This window comes from Streptomyces seoulensis (assembly GCF_004328625.1).
GTDB lineage: Bacteria > Actinomycetota > Actinomycetes > Streptomycetales > Streptomycetaceae > Streptomyces > Streptomyces seoulensis.
This window is the reverse complement of sequence record NZ_CP032229.1, coordinates 746,451-770,390: the sequence shown is the minus strand read 5'-3', so window position 1 is coordinate 770,390 and position 23,940 is coordinate 746,451. Positions and strand designations below refer to the sequence as shown.

At 72.6% G+C, this 23,940-nt stretch carries 26 protein-coding genes and 1 pseudogene; 15 read left to right on the top strand and 12 right to left on the bottom strand.

Going from position 1 to position 23,940, the window contains the following annotated elements; genetic code table 11:
* Window positions 1-8: 8 nt before the first annotated feature.
* Window positions 9-956, bottom strand: coding sequence for a DMT family transporter (locus D0Z67_RS03620; RefSeq protein WP_199812203.1), 948 nt, complete (start codon window positions 954-956; stop codon window positions 9-11).
* 74 nt (window positions 957-1,030) lie between these two features.
* Between D0Z67_RS03620 and D0Z67_RS03615 the strand changes: the two genes are divergently transcribed.
* Entirely contained in the window at window positions 1,031-1,933 is a 903-nt protein-coding gene (locus tag D0Z67_RS03615; RefSeq protein WP_031181966.1) for a LysR family transcriptional regulator, read from the top strand.
* A 4-nt stretch (window positions 1,934-1,937) separates the two neighbouring features.
* On the opposite strand, the gene D0Z67_RS03610 is transcribed toward D0Z67_RS03615, so the two are convergent.
* The 3 genes from D0Z67_RS03610 to D0Z67_RS03600 all read right to left on the bottom strand — a co-directional run bounded on the left by D0Z67_RS03610 (window position 1,938) and on the right by D0Z67_RS03600 (window position 3,711).
* Window positions 1,938-2,408, bottom strand: coding sequence for a pyridoxamine 5'-phosphate oxidase family protein (locus tag D0Z67_RS03610; protein WP_031181965.1), 471 nt, complete (start codon window positions 2,406-2,408; stop codon window positions 1,938-1,940).
* A gap of 20 nt (window positions 2,409-2,428) precedes the next feature.
* Window positions 2,429-2,863: a Rieske (2Fe-2S) protein gene (locus D0Z67_RS03605; protein WP_031181964.1), complete on the bottom strand. Its 435-nt coding sequence runs from the start codon at window positions 2,861-2,863 to the stop codon at window positions 2,429-2,431.
* A 131-nt stretch (window positions 2,864-2,994) separates the two neighbouring features.
* Window positions 2,995-3,711: an HAD family hydrolase gene (locus D0Z67_RS03600; RefSeq protein WP_031181963.1), complete on the bottom strand. Its 717-nt coding sequence runs from the start codon at window positions 3,709-3,711 to the stop codon at window positions 2,995-2,997.
* Between the two features lie 413 nt (window positions 3,712-4,124).
* On the opposite strand from D0Z67_RS03600, the gene D0Z67_RS03595 reads away from it, so the two are divergent.
* Entirely contained in the window at window positions 4,125-4,727 is a 603-nt protein-coding gene (locus D0Z67_RS03595) for a ScbR family autoregulator-binding transcription factor (RefSeq protein ID WP_199812202.1), read from the top strand.
* Here the strand turns inward: D0Z67_RS03595 and D0Z67_RS03590 are convergent.
* Entirely contained in the window at window positions 4,690-5,952 is a 1,263-nt protein-coding gene (locus D0Z67_RS03590) for a cytochrome P450 family protein (RefSeq protein WP_031181961.1), read from the bottom strand. The two genes, D0Z67_RS03595 and D0Z67_RS03590, sit on opposite strands and share 38 nt — an antisense overlap.
* A gap of 180 nt (window positions 5,953-6,132) precedes the next feature.
* Here D0Z67_RS03590 and D0Z67_RS03585 point away from each other — a divergent pair, with 180 nt between their 5' ends.
* The 7 genes from D0Z67_RS03585 (at window position 6,133) to D0Z67_RS03555 (ending at window position 12,247) form a co-directional block, all read left to right on the top strand.
* Window positions 6,133-6,897 carry a HipA family kinase gene (locus D0Z67_RS03585; protein ID WP_031181960.1) on the top strand — a complete coding sequence of 255 codons (765 nt, stop codon included), beginning with the start codon at window positions 6,133-6,135 and terminating at the stop codon, window positions 6,895-6,897.
* Entirely contained in the window at window positions 6,894-7,343 is a 450-nt protein-coding gene (locus tag D0Z67_RS03580; protein ID WP_031181959.1) for a DUF3037 domain-containing protein, read from the top strand. Before D0Z67_RS03585 ends, D0Z67_RS03580 begins: the two co-directional genes overlap by 4 nt.
* Before the next feature lie 144 nt (window positions 7,344-7,487).
* Window positions 7,488-8,249: a 3-oxoacyl-ACP reductase FabG gene (gene fabG, locus D0Z67_RS03575; protein WP_030808836.1), complete on the top strand. Its 762-nt coding sequence runs from the start codon at window positions 7,488-7,490 to the stop codon at window positions 8,247-8,249.
* Between the two features lie 35 nt (window positions 8,250-8,284).
* Window positions 8,285-9,046, top strand: a complete 762-nt coding sequence (locus tag D0Z67_RS03570) for an SDR family oxidoreductase (protein ID WP_031181958.1) — start codon at window positions 8,285-8,287, stop codon at window positions 9,044-9,046.
* A 198-nt stretch (window positions 9,047-9,244) separates the two neighbouring features.
* A complete protein-coding gene (locus D0Z67_RS03565) occupies window positions 9,245-10,834 on the top strand; it encodes an ABC transporter substrate-binding protein (protein WP_031181957.1) in 1,590 nt (529 codons plus the stop codon).
* 81 nt (window positions 10,835-10,915) lie between these two features.
* Window positions 10,916-11,599 carry a uracil-DNA glycosylase gene (gene ung / locus D0Z67_RS03560; protein ID WP_031181956.1) on the top strand — a complete coding sequence of 228 codons (684 nt, stop codon included), beginning with the start codon at window positions 10,916-10,918 and terminating at the stop codon, window positions 11,597-11,599.
* Between the two features lie 126 nt (window positions 11,600-11,725).
* Window positions 11,726-12,247: a hypothetical protein gene (locus tag D0Z67_RS03555; RefSeq protein WP_031181955.1), complete on the top strand. Its 522-nt coding sequence runs from the start codon at window positions 11,726-11,728 to the stop codon at window positions 12,245-12,247.
* Here the strand turns inward: D0Z67_RS03555 and D0Z67_RS03550 are convergent.
* Entirely contained in the window at window positions 12,244-12,621 is a 378-nt protein-coding gene (locus tag D0Z67_RS03550) for a hypothetical protein (protein ID WP_051887823.1), read from the bottom strand. The genes D0Z67_RS03555 and D0Z67_RS03550 overlap by 4 nt on opposite strands.
* Window positions 12,622-12,895: 274 nt before the next feature.
* Between D0Z67_RS03550 and D0Z67_RS03545 the strand changes: the two genes are divergently transcribed.
* Window positions 12,896-13,807 carry a Gfo/Idh/MocA family protein gene (locus D0Z67_RS03545; RefSeq protein ID WP_031181953.1) on the top strand — a complete coding sequence of 304 codons (912 nt, stop codon included), beginning with the start codon at window positions 12,896-12,898 and terminating at the stop codon, window positions 13,805-13,807.
* Here the strand turns inward: D0Z67_RS03545 and lnt are convergent.
* Window positions 13,725-15,296: an apolipoprotein N-acyltransferase gene (lnt, locus tag D0Z67_RS03540; RefSeq protein ID WP_031181952.1), complete on the bottom strand. Its 1,572-nt coding sequence runs from the start codon at window positions 15,294-15,296 to the stop codon at window positions 13,725-13,727. The two genes, D0Z67_RS03545 and lnt, sit on opposite strands and share 83 nt — an antisense overlap.
* Before the next feature lie 110 nt (window positions 15,297-15,406).
* Between lnt and D0Z67_RS03535 the strand changes: the two genes are divergently transcribed.
* Window positions 15,407-16,018, top strand: coding sequence for a DUF4291 domain-containing protein (locus tag D0Z67_RS03535; protein ID WP_031181951.1), 612 nt, complete (start codon window positions 15,407-15,409; stop codon window positions 16,016-16,018).
* A gap of 36 nt (window positions 16,019-16,054) precedes the next feature.
* Here the strand turns inward: D0Z67_RS03535 and D0Z67_RS03530 are convergent, their stop codons facing one another.
* Both D0Z67_RS03530 and D0Z67_RS03525 read right to left on the bottom strand, forming a co-directional pair.
* On the bottom strand, window positions 16,055-16,933 hold the full coding sequence (locus tag D0Z67_RS03530) for an undecaprenyl-diphosphate phosphatase (protein ID WP_031181950.1): 879 nt from the start codon (window positions 16,931-16,933) through the stop codon (window positions 16,055-16,057).
* A gap of 160 nt (window positions 16,934-17,093) precedes the next feature.
* Complete coding sequence (locus D0Z67_RS03525; protein ID WP_031181949.1) at window positions 17,094-17,864, bottom strand: TVP38/TMEM64 family protein; 771 nt, start codon at window positions 17,862-17,864, stop codon at window positions 17,094-17,096.
* Window positions 17,865-18,178: 314 nt separating this feature from the next.
* On the opposite strand from D0Z67_RS03525, the gene tuf reads away from it, so the two are divergent.
* Window positions 18,179-19,348 carry an elongation factor Tu gene (gene tuf, locus D0Z67_RS03520; protein ID WP_031181948.1) on the top strand — a complete coding sequence of 390 codons (1,170 nt, stop codon included), beginning with the start codon at window positions 18,179-18,181 and terminating at the stop codon, window positions 19,346-19,348.
* Between the two features lie 61 nt (window positions 19,349-19,409).
* Window positions 19,410-20,255: a spermidine synthase gene (locus tag D0Z67_RS03515; protein WP_031181947.1), complete on the top strand. Its 846-nt coding sequence runs from the start codon at window positions 19,410-19,412 to the stop codon at window positions 20,253-20,255.
* Between the two features lie 28 nt (window positions 20,256-20,283).
* Here the strand turns inward: D0Z67_RS03515 and D0Z67_RS03510 are convergent, their stop codons facing one another.
* The 3 genes and pseudogenes from D0Z67_RS03510 to D0Z67_RS03500 form a co-directional block, all read right to left on the bottom strand.
* The gene (locus tag D0Z67_RS03510; protein WP_131589614.1) at window positions 20,284-20,508 is read right to left on the bottom strand and encodes a hypothetical protein; all 225 of its coding nucleotides are present in this window, start codon (window positions 20,506-20,508) and stop codon (window positions 20,284-20,286) included.
* A 152-nt stretch (window positions 20,509-20,660) separates the two neighbouring features.
* Window positions 20,661-21,023, bottom strand: a pseudogene (locus D0Z67_RS30090) (MFS transporter); the annotation flags it as partial.
* Window positions 21,024-21,029: 6 nt separating this feature from the next.
* The gene (locus D0Z67_RS03500; protein WP_031181946.1) at window positions 21,030-22,022 is read right to left on the bottom strand and encodes a DUF8017 domain-containing protein; all 993 of its coding nucleotides are present in this window, start codon (window positions 22,020-22,022) and stop codon (window positions 21,030-21,032) included.
* A gap of 118 nt (window positions 22,023-22,140) precedes the next feature.
* Between D0Z67_RS03500 and D0Z67_RS03495 the strand changes: the two genes are divergently transcribed.
* Both D0Z67_RS03495 and D0Z67_RS03485 read left to right on the top strand, forming a co-directional pair.
* The gene (locus D0Z67_RS03495; RefSeq protein WP_031181945.1) at window positions 22,141-22,593 is read left to right on the top strand and encodes a DUF4442 domain-containing protein; all 453 of its coding nucleotides are present in this window, start codon (window positions 22,141-22,143) and stop codon (window positions 22,591-22,593) included.
* 566 nt (window positions 22,594-23,159) lie between these two features.
* Complete coding sequence (locus D0Z67_RS03485) at window positions 23,160-23,813, top strand: DedA family protein (RefSeq protein WP_031181944.1); 654 nt, start codon at window positions 23,160-23,162, stop codon at window positions 23,811-23,813.
* Window positions 23,814-23,940: the final 127 nt, after the last annotated feature.

Below are 23,940 nucleotides of genomic sequence, written 5' to 3'. Positions count from 1 at the left end.
GACGGGGGTCAGCCCTTGCGCCTGACCTGCGTCAGCGCCGCACCCGCGATGACGATCGCCGCGCCCACCGGGGTGGTCCAGCGGAGGGACTCGCCGAGGATGGTCACTCCGGCGACCGTGGCGATGACCGGGACGAAGTAGGTGACCATCTGGGCCGTGGTGGGGCCGACCTCGGCGACGAGGCCGTACTGGATGAGCATCGCCACGCCGGTGCCGAGGGCGCCCAGCGCGGCGATCGCCAGCAGGGGCACCACCGGGAAGCTCATGGGGACAGAGGTGAACAGCGGTGTGACCAGGGCGAGTTGCAGGGTGGCGAGGAGGAGCTGCGCCCCCGTCATCGAGAGGTGGGAGTCGGTCGTGCCGGCCAGGGTGCGGCGGACGTAGATCCAGCCGACCGGGTAGCTCAGGGAGGCGAGGAGCGCCAGGGCGGTGCCCCGGGCGTCCAGGCCGTGGAAGCCCTGCCAGGCGCCGAGCACCGTCAGCACGCCGAGGAAGCCGAGGCCGAGTCCGGCGACGCGGATGCGGGTGGGGCGGTCCTCGGAGAGGGCGACCAGGGAGAAGGCCATGCCCCACAGCGGGGAGGTGGCGTTGCAGATGCCGGCCAGCGTGGAGGGGATCGTCAGCTCGGCGAAGGCGAAGAGGGAGAAGGGCAGGGCGTTCAGGAAGAACGCGGCGACCGTCAGATGGGCCCAGGTGCGTGCGCCGCGCGGCAGCCGCTCGCGCTTCACGGCCATGGCCGCCACGAGCACCAGCGTGCCGAACAGCAGGCGGCCCAGGGTGACTTGGAAGGGAGCGTAGGCGTCGGTGCCGACCTTGATCAGGAGGAAGCTGAAGCCCCAGATCAGGGACAGCAGACCGAAGCGCAGCCGCCAGTCGAGCAGGCGGGGCGGGCGCGCGGGGGCCGGGGCGGAAGTGGCGGCGGGGGACGGGGTCCGGGGCGGGATGACCGTGCTCATGCCGTCAAAGATGCTGGACGCAACTTCGTAGCACAATCGAGAATGTAAGCGCGGTACCGTTTAGGATCGCTTACATGTTGAACCTGGAGCGCCTGCGCACCCTGCACGCCTTCGCCCGGCACGGCTCGGTGAGCGCCGCCGCCGAGGCGCTGCACGTGACCACCTCCGCGGTGTCCCAGCAGCTCGGCAAGCTGGAGCGCGAGGCCGGACAGCGGCTGCTCGCCAAGAACGGGCGCGGCGTACGCCTCACCGACGCCGGACGCCTGCTGTCCGAGCACGCGGCCCGCATCCTCTCCCAGGTCGAGCTGGCCCAGTCCGACCTGGAGGCACACCGGGGCCAGGTCGCCGGGGAGCTGAGGATGTCCGCGTTCCCCACCGCCGCCCGCGGCCTCTTCCCGGCCGCGCTCGCCGACCTGCGGACCCGGCACCCCGCCCTGCGGCTCCGCTCCTGCGAACTGGAGCCGGAACTCGGCGTCGCCGGGGTCGCGCGCGGCGACCTGGACCTCGCGGTCGTCCTCGACTGGTACAACAAGCCGATGCCGGTGCCGGACGGCCTGGTCAAGGAACCCCTGCTGGACGACCCCGCCGAGGTCGCCCTGCCCGCCGGGCACCCGCTGGCGGGCCGGGACGAGGTCGACCTCGCGGAGTTCGCCGGGGACGAGTGGATCACCTGGGGCGAGGGGGAGTTCTGCCACGAGTGGCTGCTGTTCACCCTGCGCTCCAAGGGCGTCGAACCCCTCGTCGGCCACCGCGCGGGCGAGACCCACACCCAACTGGCCCTGGTCGCCGCCGGACTCGGGGTCTGCATCGCGCCCCTGCTGGGCCGCGACCCCGTCCCGCCCGGTGTCGCCCTGGTCCCGCTCAAGCAGCGGGTACGGCGGCACGTCTACGTGCTGTGGCGCGCGGACGCCGACCGGCGGCCCTCGATCCGGGCCGCCGTGGACGCCCTGCGCGCGGCGGCCGCGCGGCTCGGCTGACTCCTCAACGCCCGCTGAGTTTGCGGAAGTCCCAGGACACGACCTTCTCCGGGGTCAGCCGGGCCCAGGCGTGCCGGCCGTCGTGCGGCATCTCGTCCATGCCGAAGTTCTTCCGCGCGAACAGCGTCTCCGCCGTGTCGAGTTCGGCGCACAGTTCCCCGGTGCGCGGCACCTCGCCCACGAACTCCACCCGCCCGGACAGCTCCGCCCCGCGCAACTGGTCGTACTCCTCACCGGAGTCGACGACCACGGCCACCCGCGCGTCGTGCCGGAGCTGGGTCCAACGCCTGCTGCGCACCACGGAGTAGAGCCACAGCGAGGTGCCGTCCCAGACGAACCACAGCGCGCTCACGTGCGGGGTGCCGTCCGCCGAGACGGTCGCCACCCGGCAGGTGCGCTGACTGGTCAGGAACTCGTCCAGCTCACCCGGGGTCATCATGATCTTCCGGCCCCGGCGCTGCTGCGTGACGGTCATGCGGCCCCCCCCCTTTCCGGTCAGGCCAGCTTGATCTCGTCGCCGGACACGCTGATCTTCTGCTCCGGCAGCGGAGCCGTGGCCGGCCCCTGTTTCACGCTGCCGTCCGCCACCGAGAAGTGGCTGTTGTGACACGGGCAGACGATCACCCCGTCGGCGACGCTCCCCACCGCGCAGCCCTGGTGCGTGCACTTGGCGGAGAACGCCTTGTACGTGCCCGCGCTGGGCTGGGTGACCACCACGCCCGCGTCCTTGAAGATCTTGCCGCCGCCCTCGGGGATGTCGGCCGTCCTGGCGAGGGAGTCCCCGGCGGAACCGGAGCCGGCCGCGTCCGAGCCGCCGTCGTCTCCCGAACCGCACGCGGCCAGCGCCACGGTGAGGCCGGCCGCTCCCGCCGCCGCGATCACGGTACGCCGGTCCGGTCCGGCGGTGGGTCGGGGCGTTGCGCTGGTCATGGGGCGTTTCCTTCCGCCGGGGTGAACGTTCTTGATCCGTCCAGGGGTACGGCCCCGTGGCACCTGACGTTCACCGACGGCCCCGATCCTCGCCGCCGGGGCATGAGGACGGCGTAAGCGCCGGGCCCGGCTCAACTCCCGGCGAGCGGTGCCCAGGTGTGCACCCAGGCCAGCAACTCCGGTGTGTGCAGGGCCGTTACCCACAGGTCGGCCCGGTGGACGTCGTCCCCGTCCGGCCGGGGGCCGACGCCCAGGACGCGCAGCCGGGCACGGCGGGCCGACTCCACGCCGGTCAGCGAGTCCTCGACGGCCAGCGCCTCCTCCGCGCCCACTCCGCACAGCTTCGCCGCCGTCTCGTACACGTCCGGCCACGGCTTGGGGCGGACGGTGCCGGTGTCGCCGGCCGGGGTCGCGGAGGGGACCACGATGTGCTCGAAGTGGGCGCGCAGACCGGCCCGTTCGAGGCTCGCCTCCACCACCTCCGAGGGGCAGTTGCTGGCCACGGCGAGGGGGAGCCTCCCGGAGAGCAGCCGGACGAGTTCGACGGCGCCCGGCATCGTCACCGGGTCGTCCGCGACGAGGTCGAGGAAGTGGTGCAGGAGGGCCGCCGTCAGGTCGGGGGTCAGCTCCGGTTTGTGCACCGCCTCGGCCATCAGCCGCCCGCAGTCGGCGTAGTGCACCCCCTTGGCCTGGTCGGCGAAGCCGGGCGGAGCCTGGAGGCCGAAGCCCCGGAAGGCCCGGACCCGGGCCTCCTGCCAGTGGCGTTCGCTGTCCATCAGCGTGCCGTCGCAGTCGAAGACGACGGCCCTGGGGGACCAGCCCAGCAGATGATGGCCCGTGGTGGACACAATGACCTCCCTGTAACGGGCATTCCCGGCATAGCTCGGGAAACGGAAACATCGTGGCGGCTACGTTATTTGCGTGCCCAGAGTGAGGAAATGACTACAAAGAGTTATCGACGGTGGGGGGTTTCGGGGTGTATGTGCACCCAGGGCGGCCAGAGGCGGGTGAGGTCACCGGGTCCTTCAACGGCATTGTGCGAAAGCACAGTTGAGGAGCAATCACGTCAGGCCCGCCCCCGATGCACGGAGGCCGCCGTTCCGCCGGCGAAGCACCGAAACGGTGGGGTTGCGCACCCTTTACCACTCGCCAGCGTTCATCCTCGAAAGAAAAGCGCAATTACCGCGCGAGTGTGGTTGCCGCTTGCTCCCGGCGCACGCGGGCGCACTAGATTCTTCGGCGTCGGGAACGTTGAGCGAGGGTGGACGGGACGTTGCAGGAACGCGCCAGGGCAACGCGCCGCTCACTCCTGGAGGCAGCCGCCTCCCTCTTCGCCGAACGCGGGTACGCGGGCACCAGCGTCAACGACATAAGCAGCAGGTCGGGGCGGACGAGCGGTGCCGTGTACTTCCACTACGCGAGCAAGGAGGGCATCGCCCTCGCGGTCGTCCAGGATCGTTTCGCCACCTGGCCCGAACTCACCGACCGGTATACGAACGACAAGGTCCCGCCGATGGACCGGCTCGTCGCGCTGAGCTACGACATCGCCAAGGCCCTCGCCGAGGACCCCGTGACGCGCGGGGGCGCCAGGCTGTGGGCGGAGCGCGAGGTCATCAACGCCACGCTGCCGGACCCGTTCGCCCTCTGGACCGCCGCCACCACCCGCCTGCTGGCCCAGGCCCGCGCCACCGGCCAGCTGGCCCCGCACATCCGGCCCGCCCCCACCGCCCGCGCCCTGGTGCGCGCCTTCTTCGGCCTCTGCTCGCTGACCGAGGCGCTGGAGGGCACCGCCACCATCACCGCCCGCCTGGCCGAGTGGTGGCACCTCACCCTGCCGTCCCTCCAGGCGGCACCGGAGCGCTGAGGCGGACCGGCAACTCCCGCACACTGTTGCCCACGAAGCTGGCGTGACGCGGCAAGTCCTGCTCCGGCAAGGCGAGTTCGAGGTCCGGGAACCGGGCGAACAGCCGCTCCAGTGCGACCGTCGCCTCCAGTCGGGCCAGCGGAGCGCCCAGGCAGTAGTGGGCGCCATGCCCCAGCGACAGATGGCGCACCGCGTCGGCGCGGGCCGGGCGGGTCACGTCGAAGCGGTCGGCGTCCGGGCCGTGCGCCGCCCTGTCGCGTCCGGCGGCGGAGTAGCCGGCCAGGACCGGGGTGCCCGCCGGGATCGTCGTACCGTCGACGTCGAGGTCCCGTACCGGGTAGCGGAACGGGAAGTAGCTCACCGGTGAGTCCCAGCGCAGGATCTCCTCCACCACGTCGGCCCAGCTCGCGGCCCCGGAGCGGACCAGGGCGAGCTGGTCGCGGTGGGCGCACAGGGCCCGCACGGCGTTGGTGATCAGGTTCAGGGTGGTCTCGTGCCCGGCCACGATCAGCAGGACCATCGTGCCGATCAGCTCCTCCTGTCCGAGCCGGTCGCCGCCCTCGTCGCGGGCGGCGATGAGGGCACTGGTCAGGTCGTCGCCGGGGTGCGCGGCCCTGCTCATGGCTGTCTCACCCAGCACGGCGACGAGTTCGCGGTTTGCGGCGAGCGCGGCCTCCGGGCCGATGTCGGTCGCCACCACCTGATTGCTGAGCCGGTGCAGCCGGTCGCGGAACCGCTCGTCCACGCCGAGGAGTTCACAGATGACGCCCATCGGCAGCGGGAGGGCGAAGCGCTGCCGGAGGTCGACCACGCCGTCCGCCGCCGCGAGGCCGTCCAGCAGCGCGTCGGTCAACTCCTCGACGCGCGGCCGGAGTCCGTCCACCCGGCGCGGGGTGAAGGCCCGGCTGACCAGGGAGCGCAGCCGCCGGTGATCCGCTCCGTCGGCCGTGGTCATCCCGCGCACGGTGGCGAACGTCAGCAGCGGCCAGCCCGGCGCGATCCGTCCCTCGTGCAGCGCCTTGAAGTGCCGTACGTCCTTGGCGACTTCGGGATGCTGGAGGAACTCGCGCAGCGCGTCGTGGCCCAGTACGGCCATCCCCTCGATCCCGCCCGGCAGTTCGACGGGCGCCACCGCGCCGAGGGCCAGCAGCCGGGCGTTGTCGGCGTGCGGGCAGCCGCCGGAGGGGTTCAGCCGGTGCGGGGCTTCGAAGGGCGGTGTCGCCATGGTGCTCCTTACGGCCGGAAGGGGGCGTCGCCGATCGTAGGGGCGGCGGGCCGGGCCGAGGTAGGGGGCGCGACCGTCGCGGAACGCGCCGTCCTGCGCCCGGCGGCACCCGGCCGACGCCGTCCGCGCGGCCGGAACAGGGGCCCGGGAAGGCCGTCGTACGCGCGATAGCCTGGGCGAATGCTGACCGAAGTCACCGCCACCCGGTTCGTCACGCCGCTGCGTGAGGGCGGCTCGCTGCCGGGGCTCGTCGAGGCCGACGATCTCGGGCTCTACGTCCTGAAGTTCACCGGTGCCGGGCAGGGCCGCAAGACCCTGGTCGCCGAGGTCGTCTGCGGCGAACTCGCCCGGCGCCTCGGTTTCCGGGTGCCCCGGCTGGTGACCGTCGGCCTCGACCCCGTGCTCGGACTGGGCGAACCCGAACGGCAGGTGCAGGACCTGCTGCGCGCCAGCGGGGGCGCCAACCTCGGCATGGACTTCCTCTCCGGCGCCCTCGGCTACGACCCGCTCGCCTTCGCGGTCGACGCCCAGGAGGCGGGCCGGATCGTCTGGTTCGACGCGCTGGTCAACAACGTGGACCGCTCCTGGCGCAACCCCAACCTCCTGGTCCAGGGCGGCGGGCTGTGGCTCATCGACCACGGCGCCACCATGATCTGGCACCACAACTGGCCCTCCGTGGACGCCTCCGCCGCCCGGCCCTACGGCGCGGCCGACCACGCCCTCGCCCGCTTCGCCCCCGACGTCACCGCCGCCGCTGCCGACCTGGCCCCCCTGGTCACCGAGGACCTGCTCGCCGAGGTCACCGCCCAGATCCCCGACGCCTGGCTGGCCGACGAACCCGGCTTCGACACCCCCGACGACCTGCGCCGGGCCTACGCGCGCCCGCTGCTCGCCCGCGCGGGCACCGTCCATGAACGCATCGAGGGTCTCAAGGAGAGCAAGTGAGCGAGCACCACATCCACATGGCCGGAAGTGTGGTCGAGCGCCACATCATCCGGGGCGGCCAGGGCGGCGACCGCGAGGTCTACGAGTACGCCCTGCTGCGGGTCGTCCCCCGCGTCGAGCGCGGCGAGCGGATCAACGCGGGCGTGCTCGTCTACTGCCGTGCCCGGGGTTACGTCGGCGCCCGCACCCACCTGGACGAGGCGCGGCTGCTCGCGCTCGACCCGGACGCGGACGTCGCCGGGGTGCGGGCCGCGCTCGGCGCGGTGGAGCGGATCTGCGCGGGCGGTGAGGAGGCCGGGCAGGCGGCCGGTGACGACGCCGGGCGGCGGTTCCGCTGGCTGATCGCGCCCCGTTCCACCGTCGTGCGCCCCGGACCGGTGCACACCGGGCTGACCGCCGACCCGGTGGCCGAGACGGAGCGTCTGCTGGACCTCCTGGTGAGGTAATGGATCACACCGCCCGGTGTCCCGTTGACACCGGGTGCCAGGGCTTCTAGCGTCACGGGTGCTGAAGGTACTAAGCGGTCGCTCACCGCACGGCGGGTCCGGTCCGGACCGGCCGGGTTCTCTCAAGGGCGAGGAGAAGCAGCAATGTCCACCACTGAACAGCGGGTCGCGGTAGTCACCGGCGCGGCGCGCGGTATCGGCGCCGCCACCGCCGTCCGGCTGGCCGCCGAGGGTCACGCCGTCGCCGTCGTCGACCTGGACGAGGCCGCCTGCAAGGACACCGTCGAGAAGATCACCTCGGCGGGCGGCAAGGCCCTCGCGGTCGGCGCCGACGTCTCCGACGAGGCGCAGGTCGAGGCCGCCGTCGCGCGGATCGCGGAGGAGCTCGGCGCGCCCACCATCTTGGTCAACAACGCCGGTGTGCTCCGCGACAACCTGCTGTTCAAGATGAGCGTGTCCGACTGGGACACCGTGCTCGGCGTGCACCTGCGCGGCTCGTTCCTGATGACCAAGGCCGTGCAGAAGCACATGGTGGACGCGGGCTTCGGCCGGGTCGTCAACCTGTCCTCCTCCTCGGCGCTCGGCAACCGCGGCCAGGCCAACTACTCCGCCGCCAAGGCGGGTCTGCAGGGCTTCACCAAGACCCTCGCCATCGAGCTGGGCAAGTTCGGCATCACCGCCAACGCCGTCGCCCCGGGCTTCATCGCCACCGAGATGACCAAGGCCACCGCCGACCGCGTGGGCATGGGCTTCGACGACTTCAAGAAGGCCGCCGCCACCCAGATCCCGGTCCAGCGCGTCGGCGAGCCCGAGGACATCGCCAACGCCATCGCCTTCTTCACCGGCGAGGCGGCCGGCTTCGTCTCCGGCCAGGTGCTGTACGTCGCGGGCGGACCGCTCGACTAGCCGGTCCGACCCGAGCAACCCTGGAGCACACGGACATGACTGAACTCCCCGCACTCTCCGGCAAGGCCGCGCTCGTCACGGGCGCCAGCCGGGGTATCGGCTACGGCGTCGCCGAGGCCCTGCTGGCACGCGGCGACCGCGTGGTCATCACCGGCCGCAACGAGGAGGCGCTGAAGGAGGCCGTCGAGCGTCTCGGTGCCGACCGCGTCATCGGCGTCGCCGGCAAGGCCCACGACCTCGCCCACCAGACCGAGGCCGTCGAACGCGCCATGGAGGCGTTCGGCCGCGTCGACTACCTGGTCAACAACGCGGGCACCAACCCGGTCTTCGGCCCCATCGCCGACGTCGACCTGGACGTGGCCCGCAAGGTCTTCGAGACCAACGTGATCTCGGCGCTCGGCTTCGCCCAGAAGACCTGGCACGCCTGGCAGCGGGAGAACGGCGGCGCGATCGTCAACATCGCCTCCGTCGCCGGCCTCGCGCCCTCGCCGTTCATCGGCGCGTACGGCGTGAGCAAGGCCGCGATGATCAACCTGACCCAGCAGCTCGCGCACGAGTTCGCGCCCAAGGTGCGGGTCAACGCGATCGCCCCGGCGGTCGTGAAGACCAAGTTCGCCGAGGCCCTGTTCGAGGGCCGGGAGGAGGAGGCGGCCGCCGCCTACCCGCTCGGCCGGCTCGGCGTCCCCTCCGACATCGGCGGGGCCGCGGCCTTCCTCACCTCCGCGCAGTCCGACTGGGTCACCGGTCAGACGCTCGTCGTGGACGGTGGCATCCTCCTCAACGCCGGGGTGGGCTGACCCCGCCCGGCCCGCGCCGCCACGGGCGCCGTTCCCCTTCGCGGGAGCGGCGCCCGTCCGCGTTCCGGGGCGGGCCCGGCACATGACAACGTAGTCATCGAAAATCGATCAACAACCCATGTTTCAGGGGAGGTTCGAGAGGTCCGCTGCTGCGGTATGGTCTGCCGACCTTGGTACGGCGGATCGAGGAGCGAGCGCGTGTTCAAGCGGAACAGAGTCCGGCGCAGGGTCGCGGCGGCCGTGTCCCTGACCTCCCTCATCACCCTGCTGCCCGGCTGCGGACTGCTCTCCGACGGCGGCCCGGACGACAGCAGCCCGATCGTGGTGGGGACGACCAGCGCGCCGAGCACCCTGGACCCGGCGGGCGCCTGGGACGGCTCCTGGGAACTGTTCCGCAACGTCTACCAGACCCTCCTGGCCTACCCGAACGGCGCGACCACGCCCCAGCCGGACGCCGCCGAGACCTGCGCCTTCACCGACTCCACCAGCCGCACCTACCGCTGCCGGCTGCGCGCCGGGCTGGAGTTCGCCGACGGCCACCCGCTCGACGCCGAGGCCGTACGGCACTCCATCGACCGCATCCGCACCATCAACGCGCCGAGCGGCCCCGCCGGACTGCTGGAGGGGCTGGACCGGGTGGAGACCCAGGGCACCCGGGAGGTCGTCTTCCACCTCAAGAAGCCCGACGCCACCTTCCCGTTCGTGCTCGCCACCCCCGCCATGTCCATCGTCGACCCGCGCGAGTACCCCCCGAGCTCCCTGCGCACCGACAAGGACGTGCACGGCTCCGGCCCGTACCGGCTGGAGTCCTACGAGGAGGACAAGGAGGCCGTGCTGGTGCGCAACGACCGGTACGAGGGCTTCGCCAAGCGGGAGAACAAGGCGGTGACCATCCGGTACTTCCAGGACTCCGCCGCGATGGTCAAGGCGCTGCGCGACAAGCGGATCGACGTCACCTACCGGGGACTGGCCGCGGCGGACATCCTCACCCTCCAGCAGCAGTCCCCGGCCGGGCTGCAACTGGTCGACGGCACCGGCACCGACATCAGCTACCTGGTGTTCAACCCCAAGGACCGCTGGGCCGGGAACCCCGCCGTGCGCAAGGCCGTCGCCCAGGTCGTGGACCGGGGTGCCATCGTGCACAAGGTGTACCGGGACACCGTCGAACCGCTGTACTCGATGGTCCCCAAGGGCCTCACCGGCCACACCACCTCCTACTTCGACACCTTCGGCGAACCCAGCGCCGGCAAGGCCCGCGCGATCCTCGCCGAGGCGGGCGTCAAGCAGCGGGTGCCGCTCACCTTCTGGTACACCTCCGACCGCTACGGCTCCGAGACCGGCGTGATGTTCCGGGAACTGAAGCGGCAGCTTGAGGACTCCGGGCTGTTCACCATCACCCTGCGCGCCCGCCCCTGGAAGACCTATGTCACCGGCTACCAGAAGGGGGAGTACCCGGTGTTCGGCCGGGGCTGGTTCCCGGACTTCCCCGACGCGGACAACTTCATCGCGCCGTTCGTCGGCGAGCACAACGCGCTCGGCACCCCGTACGTCAGCAAGAAGATCACCGGTGAGCTGCTGCCCCGGTCGCGGGCGCAGGGCAACCGGGCCGAGGTGGTGAAGGACCTGACGGCCGCTCAGCGGATCATGGTGGACGACGCCCGGCTGATCCCGCTGTGGCAGGGACGCCAGTACATCGCCGCGAGCGAGGACCTCTCCGGCGGCGAGCGCGCCCTCGACCCGTCGACGATCATGATGATGTGGGAGCTGACCCGGAAGACCAGCTGGTGAGCGGCCTGCCGTCGGCGTTGTCAGTGGTCGCCTGTAGGTTCTGAAGCCTGGGAAAGTGACCGCCGACCGTGAGGGACCGACGTGACCGACATCGCCATGCTGCCCGAGTCCTGGCAGGGCGTTCTGGGCGACGAGCTCCAGCAGCCGTACTTCAAGGAGCTGACGGAGTTCGTCGAGGAGGAGCGGGCGAAGGGTCCCGTCTACCCGCCGCGCGAGGAGGTCTTCGCGGCGCTCGACGCGACGCCGTACGACAAGGTCAAGGTGCTCGTGCTCGGCCAGGACCCGTACCACGGCGAGGGGCAGGGGCACGGCCTGTGCTTCTCGGTGCGGCCCGGGGTGAAGACCCCGCCCTCGCTGCGGAACATCTACAAGGAGATGCGCGAGGAGCTGGACCTCCCCGTCCCGGACAACGGCTATCTGATGCCGTGGGCCGAACAGGGCGTCCTGCTGCTCAACGCGGTGCTCACCGTCCGCGCCGGCGAGGCCAACTCGCACAAGGGCAAGGGCTGGGAGAAGTTCACGGACGCGGTGATCCGCGCGGTGGCCTCCCGTCCCGACCCGGCGGTGTTCGTGCTGTGGGGCAACTACGCCCAGAAGAAGCTGCCGCTGATCGACGAGAAGCGGCACGTGGTGGTCAAGGGCGCGCACCCCTCGCCGTTGTCCGCGAAGAAGTTCTTCGGCTCGCGCCCCTTCACCCAGATCAACGAGGCCGTCGCCGCCCAGGGCCACGAGCCGATCGACTGGCGCGTGCCCGACCTGGGCTGACCGGGGACCGGCCAGGCGGTCTCAGCGTTCCGTTCGGGGCCGCCTGCCCGGTATCGCCGCCGGCTGCGGTTAGCGTCGTGGGCGGACGGCCGACGAGCGGCCGGATGACGGGTTCCGGAGGGCGCGGTGGCGGAGCGACAGGAGCAGACGGCGCCCGATGCCCTGCTCACCCGGATCGGGCAGATCGTCATGCTGCACCGGGGCGGCGACCGCGAGGAGGCCCGGCGCCGGCTGCTGGAGCTGTGGGCGGAGGCGGCGGAGTCCGGCGACGCGCTGCACCGCTGCACCCTCGCCCACTACCTGGCCGACACCCAGGACGACCCGGCGGACGAACTCGCCTGGGACCTCCGGGCGTTGTCGGCGGCCGACGAGCTGACCGACGGCCGCCCCGGCGCCGACCCCGCGAGCGTGCGCGGCTTCTACCCCTCGCTGCACCTCAGCCTCGCGGCCGACTACCTCAAGCTGGACCGGGCCGACGCCGCCCGCACCCATCTGCGCCGCGCCCGCCGCGCCGCCGACACCCTGTCCGACGACGGCTACGGCACCGGCGTCCGGGCCGCCATCACCCGCCTGGAACTCCGCCTCCCCGACACCGGCCCCCCGGAGGGCGACGGCTGGGGACCACCGAGACAGCGGCCGGAGCGCTAACGCCCGTACGCCCGCTCGCAGATCGTCGACTGGGGGCTGTTCTTGGGCCAGCCGCCGTACTTCTTGCCCAGTGCGCACACGTTCGGGATCTGCGGCACCGCGCGGGGCGCGTGCGGGGTGTCGGTGCGGGGCCGCTCCGGGTACGCCCGGCGCGGGGCGGGGACGACGGGGGCGCGCCGGGGTTCGGGCACGGCGGCGGGCGCCGAGCGGTGCGGTGTCCCGGGGCTGGGCGAGGGGCCGGTCCGCTCCAGCGCCTCCCGGCCCGGCTCCGGGTCCATGCGGGGCAGCGCGCTCCCGTCCGGCCGGGCCGCCGCCGCCCGCGAGGGCGGGCCGCCCGGCCCCGAGGCGGGCACCGCCGGCCCGTGCACGGTCATACACCCGGTCAGAGTCGTGACGGCCACCAGCAGCGCCGCGGCAGACGAAGTTCGATCCACCCGCCCACTCTGCGCACCCCTTCGCCCGCCCTCCACCTCCGACGTGCCCGCGATGCCCCACACGAGTGATGTCTCGCCCCACGGGGAGGGCGTGGCGCGGACGCAGGCTGACGCGCGCCCGGCGGCCGGGCCCGCCCCGGAGCAACTCCCGCGGCCGGGGCCCGCCGTATGCTTCCGAGGACGAGAACGCGGGACAGGGCGAGGGAGAACACAGGTGAAGGTCGGCTGCATCGGACTCGGTGACATCGCGCGGAAGGCGTATCTGCCGGTCCTCGGCACCCAGCCCGGAATCGACCTCCACCTCCAGACCCGCACCCCCGCCACCCTCACCGCCGTGGGCGACTCGCTGCACCTGCCCGCCGGACAGCGGCACGAGACGCTGGACTCGCTGCTGGACGCCGGACTCGACGCGGCCTTCGTGCACGCGCCCACCGCCGTCCACCCGGAGATCGTCACCCGGCTCCTGGAAGCGGGCGTCCCCACCTACGTCGACAAGCCGCTCGCCTACGAACTCACCGACTCCCAGAAGCTGGTGGAGCTGGCCGAACGCCAGGACGTGCCGTTGTTCGTCGGCTTCAACCGGCGGTACGCCCCCGGCTACGCGCAGCTCCTGGAGCACCCGCGCGACCTGATCCTGCTCCAGAAGAACCGGGTCGGCCTCCCCGAGGAACCGCGCCCGATGATCCTGGACGACTTCATCCACGTCGTGGACACCCTGCGCTTCCTGGTGCCCGGCCCGGTGGACGACGTCACGGTGCGGGCCCGTACCGAGGGCGGCCTGCTGCAGCATGTCGTGCTCCAGCTCTCCGGCGACGGCTTCACCGCGCTCGGGGTGATGAACCGGCTCAGCGGATCGGCCGAGGAGATCCTGGAGGTCTCCGGGCAGGACACCAAGCGCCAGGTGATCAACCTCGCCGAGGTGATCGACCACAGGGGCCAGCCCACCGTGCGCCGCCGGGGCGACTGGGTCCCGGTGTCCCGGCAGCGCGGCATCGAGGGCGCCGTCCTCACCTTCCTCGACGCCGTCCGCGCGGGCGAACCGCTCAGCGCACGGGACGCGCTGGCGACCCACGAGCTGTGCGAGCGCGTGGTACGAGCGGCTCAGGACCCGTCCGGCGCGGCCTGAGCGCCCGCACGCCCTCCGTCACCCCGAGCACCGCCAGCACCAGTAGTGCGCCGTGCACCGGCCAGTCGCCGTATCGCACGTACGGCGTGACTCCGTGCGCCAGCGGGACGTCGTACACGCGGGCGGCGCTCGCGCCGGTGCCGAGCCAGGGGCCGACGCGCTCGCCGTCCGGGCCGTAGACCGCCGAGACGCCGGTCAAGGTGGCGTGCACCATCGGGCGGCCGGTCTCGGCGGCCCGGAGCGCGGCCAGCGAGGCGTGCTGCTCGGGGGCCCAGCTGTGCTGGAAGGACGAGGTGGCGGACTGGCCGAGGAGGACGTCCGCGCCGTCCTCGGTGAGGTGGCGGCCCATGTCGGGGAACGCGGTCTCGAAGCAGATCAGCGGGCCGATCCTCAGGTGCCCGGCGCGCATCACGACCTGCTCCGAGCCCCGGTGCCGGTCCTCGCCCGCCGCCTTGCCGACCGAGGTGGCCCAGCCGAGCAGCGCGCGGGCCGGTATGTACTCCCCGAACGGAACAAGCCGCATCTTGTCGTACCGGTCGCCGGTGGGGCCGTCGGGGCCGATCAGGACCGAACTCTTGTAGATGCCGGGGCGGTCGGAGCGGCGGGCGTCGACGTTCACCAGGATGTCGGCGCCGGTCTCCCGGGACAGGGCGGCGATGGCGCGGGCCAGGTCGGGCCGGTCGCCCAGGTCGTGGCCGACGCTGCTCTCGCCCCAGACGATCAGGTCCACGTCCCGGCCCGCCAACTGCCGGGTCAGCGTCTCCTCCCGCGCGAACCGCTGCTCCGAGCCGTTGTGCACGCCCGGCTGGACGACCGCGATCCGCGTCCGCCCGTCCACGTCCGCGCGCGGGGCCCAGGCGTACGCGGCGCTCGTCGCGGCGGCGGTGGCGAGCAGGGAGGCGACGGCGGGGACGCGGGAGGCGGGGACCGATATCAGCACCGCAAGCGCCACGTTGACGGCGACCACCAGGAAGCTGAGCAGCCAGACCCCGCCCACCGAGGCGAGGCGCAGCGCCGGTCCGACCTGCCACTGGGTGGAGCCGAGCATGCCCCAGGGCCCGCCGAGACCCTGCCAGGAACGGACCAGTTCCACCGCCAGCCAGGTTGAGGGCAGTACGAGCAGGGCGGCGAAGGCGCGGGCGGGGGAAGGCGTGCCGCCCAGGAGCCGGCGTACCAGCAGGCCCCAGGGGGCCCAGAGCGCGCCCAGCAGGGCGGCTATCAGGAAGATGAACACATGCAGGCTCGGCAGCAGCCAGTGGTGCACGGCCACCATGAACCCGAGCCCGCCGCACCAGCCGTCGAGCGCGGCCCGGCGCGCGGTCGGCGCGGTGCGGGCCAGCGCGATCCACGGGACGAGCGCCACATAGGCGAACCACCACAGCGCGGGCGCCGGGAACGCGAGCACCGGCAGCGTGCCCGCGAAAGCGGCGGCGCCGGAGCGTGGCCACGGGGAGTCCAGCAGCCGGCCGAGCGACCTCGTACTCCTCATCCGGACTCTCCCTCCCCAGGGCCCACACCACCAGTGTGCGCGTCTCCTGCGCTCCGGAACAGGGGGATATTCGGTGGCGGGGTGGGCTGCGGGTGGCCGAATCTGGTCCCATGATCGACCAAGCCACCGCCCCCGAACCGAAGTTCCGCGTCCGCGCGGCCCACACGCCCACCACGCTCACCGTGTACCAGGCGTACCGGCCCGGGATCGGCGTCCCGGCAGCCCGCGAGGGGCGCTTCCCCGCCGCGTGGAGCCGGTCCCGGATGACGTGGATCAAGCCGTCGTTCCTCTGGATGATGTACCGCTGTGGGTGGGGGACCAAGGAGGGCCAGGAGACCGTCCTCGCCGTCGACATCACGCGCGCCGGCTTCGAGTGGGCGCTGCGCAACGCCTGCCTCTCCCACCACGTCCCCGCGCTGCACGGCACCCCGGCCGACTTCAAGCGCGCCCTCCGCGAGGCACCGGCGCGGGTGCAGTGGGACCCGGAGCGGGACCTGGGCCTCAACCCCCTGCCCCACCGCTCCCTCCAGCTCGGGCTCACCGGGGAGGCGGCCGCGCGGTATGCCGACGAGTGGATCGTGGGCATCCGGGACGTGACCCCGCTGGCCCGGGAGATCCACGGCGCGGTACGGTCCGGGCGGACGGCGGAGGCGCGCGCGTTGCTGCCGCAGGAGTCGCCGTACCCGGCGCCGGAGGGGCTGCTGGCTCACCTGGGCGCGTAGAGGCAGGCCGAGTTCACCGGCCCGGCATGAGGTGGCTCAGCCCGCCGACTCCGCCGCGTGCGGGCTCAGGACGCCCGCGGTGACAAGGGCGATGATGATGATGCCGAGGGCGACGCGGTAGTAGACGAAGGGCATGAAGCTCTTGTTGGAGATCCACTTCATGAACCAGGCGATCACCGCGTAGCCGGAGGCGAAGGCGATGGCCGTGGCGAAGAGGGTCGGGCCCCAGGCGACCGCGCTGTCCTCGCCCAGGGAGTGCTTCACCTCGAAGACGCCGGAGGCGAGGACGGCCGGGATGGCGAGGAGGAAGGAGTAGCGGGCGGCGTCCTCGCGCCGGTAGCCCATGAAGAGGCCGCCGCTGATGGTGGCGCCGGAGCGGGAGACACCCGGGATCAGGGCGCACGCCTGGCAGAGGCCGAAGATCAGGCCGTCCCGGATGCCGAGGTCCTTGAGGGTCTTGCGCTGCTTGGGGCTGCGGTGCCGGCCGCCGGACTCGTCGCGGGCCGCCAGCCGGTCGGCGATGCCTATGATCACGCCGACCACGATCAGCATCGTCGCGGTGATCCGGAGGTCACGGAAGGGCCCCTCGATCTGGTCCTTCAGCGTCACACCGAGCACGCCGATCGGGATCGAGCCGACGATCACCAGCCAGCCCATCTGCGCGTCGTGGTCGCCTCGCATCGACTTGTCGAACAGCGAGCGGAACCAGGACGAGACGATCCGCCCGATGTCCTTGCGGAAGTAGATGAGGACCGCCGCCTCCGTACCGATCTGCGTGATCGCGGTGAAGGCCGCGCCGGGGTCCTGCCAGCCGGAGAAGGCCGCGGTCAGCCGCAGATGCGCGCTGGAGGAGACGGGCAGGAACTCGGTGAGTCCCTGGACGAGTCCGAGGACGAGGGATTCGAACCAAGACATGGAGGTGTGGCGTCCAAGCGCTGGGGAGCGTAGGGGTGATCATGCGACGCAGGGCAGCGTAGCGGGCGCCGACGGCAAAGCCTTCACAGGGGGTTGGTCATGCGATGGTCATGAACGCCGGGAGGCCGGGGCATGTACCAGGGCGGACCGGGCGGTGGCGTCAACGTGCGCGCAGGTGGTGGCGCTTGCGCCAGGCCAGCACCGTACCGGCCAGCGCGGGCAGCCCGATCACGGCCAGCGCGATCAGGAAGGCGGGGGAGGTCGGCGTGGAGGCGCGGGCCCCGGCGACGGCGTACGCGGCCGTGTTCGGGATCGAGCCCAGCGCCGTGGCGAGCAGGAACGGCAGTGTGCGCATCCGGGAGACGGCCGCGCAGTAGTTGGCCGCCCAGAAGGGGACGCCAGGGAACAGCCGGGCCGCGAGCATCGAGCGGAACCCGTGCCGGCTCAGCTGCCCGTCCGCCGCCTTCAGCCAGCGTCCGCGCAGCAGCGGACGGAGCGCGTCCTGCCCCAGCGCCCGCCCGAGCCCGAACGCCAGCCCGGCGCCCAGCACCGTGCCCGCCAGCGCCGAGGTCAGCCCCAGCGCCGAGCCGAACAGCGCGCCCGCCGCCAGGTTGAGCAGGGGGCGCGGGACGAACGCCACCGTGCACAGCCCGTACGCCAGCGCGAAGACCCCGGCCGCCGCGAACCCGCCGAGCTGGGGCGGCCAGCCCTCGGTGAGCAGGCGCTGCGGGTCGAAGACCAGGACGGCGCTCGCGGCGGCAGCGAGCAGGGTGAGCAGCAGGCCGAGACGGAGATACGCGGACGGCCACGCGCGTACGGCGGGACCGGCGGGGGTGACGGGCGTGAGGGGCACGGCTGGGGTCGGCCTCAGGACTACGAGCGGGGGGACGGCCGTGGCGGTGCCCCCAGAGCGGGTGGTGGCATCGGGCATTCGGCGACAGTAACCGACCGGGGGGTGTGATCGGCGTATGGTCCACGGCCGTTGACGCTCCGCAGGGCGCGGAAAACCGTTCGACGTGGGACGACGCGTCCGCCATGATCTGCGTCATGTTCCGGTACGCCTTCCTCGCAGCCTCCGCCCTCGCGGACGCGCCGAAGGCTGCCGTCCTCGTCCTCGTGGCAGCCGTCGACGGCGCCCGAAGCTGACCCTCTCCGGAAAGTCCGGCGGACCCCGCGAGGGGAGGGTCGGCGGGTTCCAGGGGTCCCAGCGCTCTTCACGCAGCACCCACACCACGAGGGACAGCCATGCCCAAGACGGCATACGTGCGCACCAAGCCGCACCTGAACATCGGCACCATGGGCCACGTCGACCACGGCAAGACCACCCTGACCGCCGCCATCACCAAGGTGCTCGCCGAGCGCGGCACCGGCACGTTCGTCCCCTTCGACCGCATCGACCGGGCCCCGGAGGAGGCGGCGCGCGGCATCACCATCAACATCGCGCACGTCGAGTACGAGACGGACACCCGGCACTACGCCCACGTCGACATGCCCGGCCACGCGGACTACGTCAAGAACATGATCACCGGCGCCGCCCAGCTCGACGGCGCGATCCTGGTCGTCTCCGCGCTGGACGGGATCATGCCGCAGACCGCCGAACACGTGCTGCTCGCCCGGCAGGTGGGGGTCGACCATCTGGTGGTCGCGCTCAACAAGGCCGACGCGGGGGACGAGGAGCTGGCCGACCTGGTCGAGCTGGAGGTGCGCGAACTGCTCACGGCCCAGGGGTATCCGGGGGAGTCGGTACCCGTCGTACGGGTCTCCGGGCTCAAGGCGCTGGCGGGCGAACCGCGTTGGACCGCGTCCGTGGAGGCGCTGCTCGACGCGGTCGACACCTATGTGCCGATGCCCGAGCGGTACCTCGACGCGCCGTTCCTGCTCCCGGTGGAGAACGTGCTCACCATCACCGGGCGCGGGACCGTCGTCACCGGCGCGGTCGAGCGGGGCAGGCTGCGCGTGGGGGACCGGGTGGAGGTGCTCGGGGCGGGCGTGCACAGTGTGGTCACCGGGCTGGAGACCTTCGGCAGGCCGATGCCGGAGGCGCAGGCCGGGGACAACGTGGCGGTCCTGCTGCGCGGGGTGCCGCGTGACGCGGTCCGGCGCGGGCACGTCGTCGCGGCGCCGGGGAGTGTGGTGCCGGGCCGGCGGTTCACCGCGCGGGTGTACGTGCTCGCCGGGGCCGAGGGCGGCCGCAGCACGCCGTTGTCCACGGGGTACCGGCCGCAGTTCTACCTCCGCACCGCCGACGTGGCCGGGGACGTCGACCTCGGCGCGGCGGGGATCGCCCGGCCCGGCGAGACGGTGGAGATGACCGTGGAACTGGACCGGGAGGTACCGCTGGAGCCGGGGCTCGGGTTCGCCATCCGCGAGGGCGGGCGGACCGTGGGCGCGGGGACGGTCACCTCGGTCGGCTGAGCGGTACGGGGTGCGCGGGGCGTGGCTCCGCGCACCCCGGCTCACCGGAGACAATGGCCCGGTGAGCGAACCGATACCCGTGAGCAGGGCCGTCGACCACGGCACCGCCAAGCTGATGCCCGACGTCGACCGGGACCGGGCCTGGCTGCTCACCGTCGACGGGGCTCCGCAGTCCTACGTCGACCTGGACGAGCCGGAGCACCTGGAGTTCGAGTACGCGCGACGGCTCGGGCACGCCCTCGACATGGCGGCGGAGCCCGGCCGGGCGCTGGACGTGCTCCACCTGGGCGGGGGAGCGCTCACCCTGCCCCGGTACGTCGCCGCGACCCGGCCCGGCTCCCGGCAGGACGTGATCGAGGCCGACCAGGGCCTTCTGGACCTGATCACCGAACACCTCCCGCTGGCGCCCGCCTCCGGCATCACCACCCACGCCGCCGACGCACGGGCCTGGCTGGAGGCGGCCCCCGCCGACAGCGCCGACGTTCTGGTCGCGGACGTCTTCGGCGGCTCCCGCGTCCCGGCCCACCTCACGTCCGTCGACTACGCCCGAGAAGCGGAACGCGTACTCCGCCCGGGCGGCCTCTACCTGGCCAACCTGGCCGACGCGGCCCCCTTCACCTTCCTCCGCTCCCAACTGGCCAATTTCACCGCCCTGTTCGAGCACCTGGCCCTGATCGCCGAACCCGCGGTCCTACGAGGCCGCCGCTTCGGCAACGCGATCCTCCTCGCCTCCCAGGCTCCCCTGAACACCCCGGCCCTGACCCGCCGGACAGCAGCCGACGCCTTCCCGGCACGGGTCGAACACGGCCCGGCACTAGCCAAGTTCATCGGTACGGCCCGCCCCCTCTCCGACGCCGACGCCGTCCCGTCCCCCGAACCCCCGGACGGCGCCTTCGGCATCGGCTGAGGCACGCGCCGCGAGGCCGCCCGCCGCGCTACTTCTCGCGTCCGAGGGCCGACAGCGCGGCCAGGACACCCGTCAGCAGGGCGGCGAGAGAGCCGGCAGTGGCCGCGCCGTCCTGTTTTCCGACCAGGACCAGCAGGACGTACGCCCCCGTCGCGATGGTGAGCGACAGCATGATGACCCACCAGGGGGCCGGCGGTCTGCGCTCGGGGGCGCGGCGTGGATCGGAGGACTCGGGTGAGGGTGCGGAAGACATGCGTGCTGCCTTTCGACGGGTGCGCGAGCACGGCCGGATCGACGCTCCGCACAGCATCCCGACCCTGGTCATAAATGACTAGCCGTTAGGTGCTATTGACTTTCGACCGGTTGCCCTTCCACGAAGCTCTCGGCGCCGGTGGGAGTGCGCGGCACGATGCCCCAGAGCCAGGGCCGCCTGATGAACTGGGCCCAGCCGTCGCGGAGATCGGGCGGCAGCCCGGTGCCTGGCACCCGGTTCGCGGGGCGGGATATGGCCGATGTCGAGGAGTGCCCGGCACGCACCGGTGAGGGCGGAGCAGGCCGCGTCCAGCGTGAGCACCCAGCCGGGCCCGGTCGCGGCACCAGGGCCCCGCCCCGGTGCCGGGGTAAGCGGTCCGCGACCGCGTCGCCGATGTGCAGGAACACCACCAGCGGCAGGGTGCGGGCCGCCGCCACCAGACCCAAGAGGAGGAGTCCGGGGTCACCCGCCGACCATGGCAGGGTGACCCCGGTACCGCCACCCCGGATTACCGCCGCCCGTCAGCTCTCCGTGGGGTCGCCGTGCAGGCGAACGGAGGACAGGATCTTCATGATGGTCGCCGTGTCGACCTCCTCCTTCACGCCCTTGGCGCCGTAGAGGTCGAACGACACGATGTCCTGGGCGGAGTTGCGGAAGGCGAAGGAGATCGCCTTGCCGTCGCTCGCGCACTTGCCCTTCTGGGGGCTGCCCGACGAACGCGCCCACGTGTAGGCGCCCTTGACGCCCGAGGACGTGGTGTAGGGCTTGGCCTTCTTGTCGTACGTGAGGCTCTTCTTGTCCGGCTGGGTGTAGCCGCCGTACACGTACCACGGCACCCGCATCACGGCGGCCTGCTCCGGGCTCTTCGCGCCGCTCTCACCGCGCGTGCCGGCGACGGCGAGCGAGGTGTCCTCCGTGCGGCCGTCCTTGTCGCTGTCGTCCGTGCACCACTTGGACTTGTAGACGGCGGGCGCGGACACCGAGGTGATCAGCTTGTCGTCGTCCGCGTGGTCCTCCATGAAGTAGGACGTGTCCGTGGACTCGAGCTGCCACTCCGGCGGCACGTCGAACGCGGTGCCGAACTTCGGGTTGACGACGACCTTCCAGCCCGCGACGACCGGCTTCTCCGCGCCCCCGCCCCGCGGGTTGTCGTCAGACGCCGAGGAACTCACCGTCGGTTCGGGCGTCGGCGACTGGCTGGACTTCTTCCCGCCCTTGGCCTCGTCGTGCCCGTCGTCCTTGGAGCCGAGCACCAGATACCCCGTCACCCCGGCCGTGACGACGACCGCGAGGGCCGACACGATGGCGACGACCTTGACCCGCTTGCTCCCGCCCGGCTTGTGCGGCGGCTGCGTGGGCGGACCCCACTGCGGCTGCTGCCCGTACGGGTTCGGCTGCGGGTACTGCTGGAATCCGGGCTGCTGATACGGATTCGGCTGCTGGTAACCCGGCTGCTGATACGGGTTGTCCTGCGGGTTCTGCGCGCCCCCTGGCGGCTGCTCTCCTGGCCACATGGCCTGAACCCTAATGCGCCACGGGACACGTTTCGGTCACCGTCCCTCGTCAGGGGCGTACCGAAACGGGACGGAGCGGGGCTGGTCAGGGTCGCTACCCGTCGGTAACATCACGGTCATGACAGTTGAGAGCGCCTCCATGGGCGACATGCTGGCCGCCGCGGTGCCGATGGTGCGGACCCTGAACCTGGAGTTCATCGAGGTCACCCCCGAGCGCGCGGTGCTCCGGCTGCCGGACCAGTCCGACTACCACAACCACCTGGGCGGCCCGCACGCCGGCGCCATGTTCACGCTGGCCGAGTCCGCGAGCGGCGCCATCGTGCTGACCGCCTTCGGCGAGCAGCTCTCACGGGCGGTGCCGCTCGCGGTGCGCGCCGAGATCGACTACAAGAAGCTCGCCCTCGGCCCGGTCACCGCCACCGCCACCCTGGGCCGCCCGGCCGCCGAGGTCGTCGCGGAGCTGGACGCGGGCAGCCGCCCCGAGTTCCCGGTCGCCATCACCATCCAGCGCGAGGACGGTGCCGTCTCCGGCGAGATGACCGTCGTCTGGACCCTGCGGCCCAACGGCTGACCCCCCTCACCGTGTCGCGGCGGCCGCCGCCCGCAGAGCCGCCGCCGCGCCGTGGACGACCGGTGCAGCGACGCGACGGCCCGCGCGCGGTCGGTGTGGAAGACGCCCAGGGTTGTCCGGCCGACGTCGGCGACCGCGTCCGGCCCGCCCGTGTGGCCGGGCACCGCGACCACCACCGCCCCGCCGCCGAACTCCAGCCCAGCGCCGTCCGGCCGCCTCCCGGCCCACCCGGCACGGCGGAGCCGTTGGCCGGGACGCGGGCCCGGATCGGGATCTCGAACCCCGTCGGCACCGGCGACGCCCCGGCCGCCTCGCCCCGGATCACCGGCGCCTCCAGCCGGTGCGCGACGACCTCGGCTCCGTGCCGGGCGGCCGGTTCGGCCGCCGCACCGGTGTGGTCCTCGTCCCAGTGCGCCGGCACGATCCGCCGCAGCCGGACACCGAGCACCGGGTCCGGCCACGCGGCCGTGGCCGTCGGGGGTTCGCGGGGACCGGGTAGCCTTCCCAGGGGGTGTGCCTCTGCGGCGCGCCCGGCAGGGTGCGATGAGCGACCGGGAGGAACCGCGGTGCACGTGCAGGAATGGCTCGACTCGGTGCCCGCCGTAGCCGTCTACGCCCTGGTGGGCCTGGTGATCGGGCTGGAGAGCCTCGGCATCCCGCTGCCCGGCGAGATAGTCCTCGTCTCGGCCGCGCTCATGTCCTCCCAGCACACCGGGATCGACCCCGTCGTCCTCGGCGCCTGCGCCACGGCCGGCGCGGTGATCGGCGACTCCATCGGCTACGCGATCGGCCGCAAGGGCGGGCGCCCGCTGCTGACCTGGCTGGGGCGGAAGTTCCCGCGCCACTTCGGCGAGGCCCATGTCGCCACCGCCGAGCGGTCCTTCGAGAAGTGGGGCATGTGGGCGGTCTTCGTCGGCCGCTTCATCGCCCTGCTCCGCATCTTCGCCGGACCCCTCGCGGGCGTCCTGCGCATGCCGTACTGGAAGTTCCTCATCGCCAACGTGCTCGGCGGTGTCGTCTGGGCGGGCGGCACCACGGCCGTCGTCTACTACGTCGGCATGGTCGCGGAGGACTGGCTCAAGCGGTTCTCCTGGATGGCGCTGGTCGCCGCGATCGTCGTCGGCCTCGGCTCCTTCGTGATCATGAAGCGCCGCTCGCAGCGCGAGGAGTCGACGGAAGAGGCCCCCGAGGCCGAGCCGGTCGGCGCCGACCAGGCGTAGGGGGCGCTTGTCGATCACGCCGGGCTCGTGGCGGCTGGCACCGCACCTCGCCGTGTTGTCGTCGGTCCCCGATGCTCCGCATCGACTCCCTCCTCCGCCTTGCGACGCACGGCACCAGACACCGCTC

Excerpts from the sequence above, each read along its gene's own strand:
- D0Z67_RS03605 (WP_031181964.1), bottom strand. The coding sequence starts at position 2,863 with ATGACCAGCGCAACGCCCCGACCCACCGCCGGACCGGACCGGCGTACC.
- D0Z67_RS03610 (WP_031181965.1), bottom strand. The coding sequence starts at position 2,408 with ATGACCGTCACGCAGCAGCGCCGGGGCCGGAAGATCATGATGACCCCG.
- D0Z67_RS03615 (WP_031181966.1), top strand. The coding sequence starts at position 1,031 with ATGTTGAACCTGGAGCGCCTGCGCACCCTGCACGCCTTCGCCCGGCAC.
- D0Z67_RS03500 (WP_031181946.1), bottom strand. The coding sequence starts at position 22,022 with ATGTGGCCAGGAGAGCAGCCGCCAGGGGGCGCGCAGAACCCGCAGGAC.
- D0Z67_RS03570 (WP_031181958.1), top strand. The coding sequence starts at position 8,285 with ATGACTGAACTCCCCGCACTCTCCGGCAAGGCCGCGCTCGTCACGGGC.
- D0Z67_RS03530 (WP_031181950.1), bottom strand. The coding sequence starts at position 16,933 with ATGTCTTGGTTCGAATCCCTCGTCCTCGGACTCGTCCAGGGACTCACC.
- fabG (WP_030808836.1), top strand. The coding sequence starts at position 7,488 with ATGTCCACCACTGAACAGCGGGTCGCGGTAGTCACCGGCGCGGCGCGC.
- tuf (WP_031181948.1), top strand. The coding sequence starts at position 18,179 with ATGCCCAAGACGGCATACGTGCGCACCAAGCCGCACCTGAACATCGGC.
- lnt (WP_031181952.1), bottom strand. The coding sequence starts at position 15,296 with ATGAGGAGTACGAGGTCGCTCGGCCGGCTGCTGGACTCCCCGTGGCCA.
- D0Z67_RS03525 (WP_031181949.1), bottom strand. The coding sequence starts at position 17,864 with ATGCCCGATGCCACCACCCGCTCTGGGGGCACCGCCACGGCCGTCCCC.
- D0Z67_RS03585 (WP_031181960.1), top strand. The coding sequence starts at position 6,133 with ATGCTGACCGAAGTCACCGCCACCCGGTTCGTCACGCCGCTGCGTGAG.
- D0Z67_RS03590 (WP_031181961.1), bottom strand. The coding sequence starts at position 5,952 with ATGGCGACACCGCCCTTCGAAGCCCCGCACCGGCTGAACCCCTCCGGC.
- D0Z67_RS03510 (WP_131589614.1), bottom strand. The coding sequence starts at position 20,508 with ATGTCTTCCGCACCCTCACCCGAGTCCTCCGATCCACGCCGCGCCCCC.
- D0Z67_RS03620 (WP_199812203.1), bottom strand. The coding sequence starts at position 956 with ATGAGCACGGTCATCCCGCCCCGGACCCCGTCCCCCGCCGCCACTTCC.
- D0Z67_RS03550 (WP_051887823.1), bottom strand. The coding sequence starts at position 12,621 with ATGACCGTGCACGGGCCGGCGGTGCCCGCCTCGGGGCCGGGCGGCCCG.
- D0Z67_RS03535 (WP_031181951.1), top strand. The coding sequence starts at position 15,407 with ATGATCGACCAAGCCACCGCCCCCGAACCGAAGTTCCGCGTCCGCGCG.
- D0Z67_RS03495 (WP_031181945.1), top strand. The coding sequence starts at position 22,141 with ATGACAGTTGAGAGCGCCTCCATGGGCGACATGCTGGCCGCCGCGGTG.